Source organism: Streptomyces sp. NPDC059524 (assembly GCF_042749255.1).
Taxonomy (GTDB): domain Bacteria; phylum Actinomycetota; class Actinomycetes; order Streptomycetales; family Streptomycetaceae; genus Streptomyces; species Streptomyces xanthii.
Map to the genome: position 1 here is coordinate 1 of NZ_JBHYTK010000309.1, position 2,761 is coordinate 2,761.

Consider the following 2,761-nt stretch of genomic DNA (forward strand, 5'->3'; position numbering starts at 1 on the left):
CCCGGACCCCACAACCGGGCGGCGGGCGGTGTCATGTCCGGGCGGCGGCGGGCTCCGGACGTCACCAGATGAGGACGCCGCCCCCGATCTCCAGCGCCTTGTGACAGCTCGCCTCGATGATGCGCAGCCGGTGCGCGATCTGCTCCCGGTGCTCCTCGACATCGCGCGGACACCGCGTCCCGTGCGCCACCTCGTCCAGACGCTCCCGCACGAGCGCGACCTCGTCCAGCAGCCGCGGCACCTGGTCCGGCTCGGCGTACAGATCGTCCTCGGCGAGCAGTGGCAGCAGCCGGGCGCCCAGGGAGCGCACCTTGTCGGAACCCCACACCGTCGTGCGCCAGGACTCGAAGCCGCCCGACTGATAGACGTCGTCGGGGACGTCGAGGATGTGCAGGGTCCCGTCCGGGTCGCGGACGAACACGTCCACCAGAAGACTCATGGCGGCAGTGCAGCACCACGAGGGCTGTCGCGGCCAGGGAATTACGCGGTGCGGCTCAGGCCGTCAGCCGGGGCAGCACGCTCTCGCAGTACAGCTGCAGGGAGCGCCAGCCCTCGTCGATCGGCATGCCGCCCGACAGCGGGTGCAGCACGTAGTTGTCGAGTCCCTGGGCGACGCACTCGTCCGGCGTGAGGATGCGGTAGACGCCCTCGGCACGCAGCTCCTCGACCGTCGTCGCGCCCGAGCGCACCGCCGACTTGATGTCCTGCGACTGCCAGGACGCGTACGTGCGCGCCTCGTGCAGGAAGTGCTCGCCGTGCTCGGCCCAGGTGCGGTCCGGGTCCTCCGACAGGTGCAGCAGCGGGGTCGTCTCACCGGGCATCATCGTCCAGCCCTCGGTGCCGTACTCGGCCAGCCGCTCCTTGTAGTACAGCTCCAGCTCCGGCAGATGGGCGCTGGGGAAGAACGGCAGGCCGAGCCGGGCCGCGCGGCGCGCCGCCGCCTGCGAGGAACCGCCCACCAGAAGCAGCGGATGGGGCTGTGTGAAGGGACGCGGGGTGACGCGCACGCGCCGCCCGCGGAAGGTGAACTCCTCGCCCGTCCACGCCGCGAGCAGCGTCTCCAGCAGTTCGTCCTGGAGCCTGCCGCGCCGCTTCCACTCCACGTCGAACTGCGCGTACTCCTCGGGGCGGTACCCGATTCCCGCCACCGTGACCAGCCGGCCGCCGCTCACCAGGTCAAGCACGGCGATGTCCTCGGCGAGCCGCAGCGGATCGTGCAGCGGGCCGATGATCGCCGAGACCGTGACCGCGATCCGCCGTGTGGCGCCGAACACCGCCCCCGCGAAGGTGAAGGGGGAGGGCAGCCAGTTGTTGGCGACCCCGTGGTGCTCCTCGGTCTGCACCGTGTCGACGCCCCGGTCGTCGGCGTACGCCGCCATCTCCACCGCCGCCTTGTAGCGCGCGCTGAGCGACTCGGGTGTGCCGGCCGGATCGACCAGGTTGAACCGTACGACGGAGACGGGCATCGAAAAGTCCCCCTTCACGCGGGCTCGTGTGAAGGGGGACGTTAGCTGACGGTGCGTCAGACGGCCAGGGCCTCGGCGCTCTCGGTCTCGTCCGGCGCCGTGGTCGTGTCGGCCGGCTTGGGCAGCACCAGGTACAGCAGGCCCGAGACGACGATCGTGACGACCCAGCCGAGTCCGTACTCGCCCAGGAAGTTGTTCGAGGCGAGCGGGCCGGAGAACCAGTCCGAGGACGTGAACAGCAGGCCCGCGACCAGGCCGAGCGCCCAGGCGATGACGGCGGCGGGGGAGAAGCCGCCCTTGTACCAGTAGGCGCTGGAGCGCGTCGTGTCGATCAGTGCCGCGGCGTCGTAGTGCTTGCGCGTGAACATGTCCGCGCCGAAGACGCCGACCCAGGCGGAGAACGCGACCGCGAGCAGCGACAGGAAGGCGATGAACGAGCCCATGAAGCTGGTCGCGACGAGCATCAGGATCGCGCCGAAGATCAGCGAGATCAGCGCGTTGATCGACACAGCCCAGTGGCGCGGGACCTTGAAGCCGAGCGTCTGAGCGGTGAAGCCCGCCGAGTACATCGACATCGCGTTGATCAGCAGCATGCCGACCAGGGCGATCAGCAGGTACGGCACCGCGATCCACAGGGGCAGGAAGTCGCCCAGGAAGGAGACGGGGTCGGCGGCTGAGGCCAGATCCGGCGTCGACACGGCCATCACGGCACCCATGAGGACCATCGGCAGAACCACGATGCCGGCGCCGCCGATCGAGTTCCGAACGATCGCGGCGGCCGAGGCCGTGCGCGGCAGGTAGCGCGTGAAGTCGGGGGAGGTCGGGATCCAGCTGACGCCACCGGCGGCGATCATGCCGATGCCCGCCACCATCAGGGACGTCGAACCGGCCGGCTGGTGGAAGACCTTCGACCAGTCGGTGTCGACGATCAGGTAGATCAGCACCAGGACGGAGAAGACCCCGAAGAGGTACGTCGCGTACTTGTTGCACTTCTGCACGGCGTTGATGCCGAGGCCCGAGATGGCGAACGTGGCCACCACGAAGAGCAGAAGGGTGACGATCACCAGGAAGTTGTTCTGCTTGATGCCGAAGAGGATGTCCAGCACGGTGAGCACCGCGTAGGCACCCGTCACCGCGTTGATCGTCTCCCAGCCCCAGCGGGCGACCCAGATCAGCGAGCCGGGCAGCAGATTGCCGGGGGGGGGGGAGGACACGCGGGCCCGGGGCCGGCCCGGGGGGGCGGCCCCCCGGGCGGCCGTGGCGCTCCAGCCCCCGCGCCCCCCCGCGAACACCGG

Annotated in this window: 3 protein-coding genes; all 3 read right to left on the reverse strand. The window is 70.1% G+C overall.

Annotation, left to right across the window (positions count from 1 at the left end; translation table 11 throughout):
- Positions 1–61 precede the first annotated feature (61 nt).
- The 3 genes from ACFW9D_RS38395 to ACFW9D_RS38405 are packed head-to-tail and all read right to left on the reverse strand — an operon-like array spanning position 62 to position 2,680.
- Complete coding sequence (locus tag ACFW9D_RS38395; RefSeq protein ID WP_384630115.1) at positions 62–439, reverse strand: hypothetical protein; 378 nt, start codon at positions 437–439, stop codon at positions 62–64.
- Positions 440–494: 55 nt separating this feature from the next.
- A complete protein-coding gene (locus ACFW9D_RS38400) occupies positions 495–1,466 on the reverse strand; it encodes an LLM class flavin-dependent oxidoreductase (RefSeq protein ID WP_188336625.1) in 972 nt (323 codons plus the stop codon).
- A 56-nt stretch (positions 1,467–1,522) separates the two neighbouring features.
- Positions 1,523–2,680 (reverse strand): cytosine permease, encoded by a 1,158-nt coding sequence (locus ACFW9D_RS38405; RefSeq protein ID WP_384630117.1) that lies wholly within the window; start codon positions 2,678–2,680, stop codon positions 1,523–1,525.
- Between the last annotated feature and the right edge of the window lie 81 nt (positions 2,681–2,761).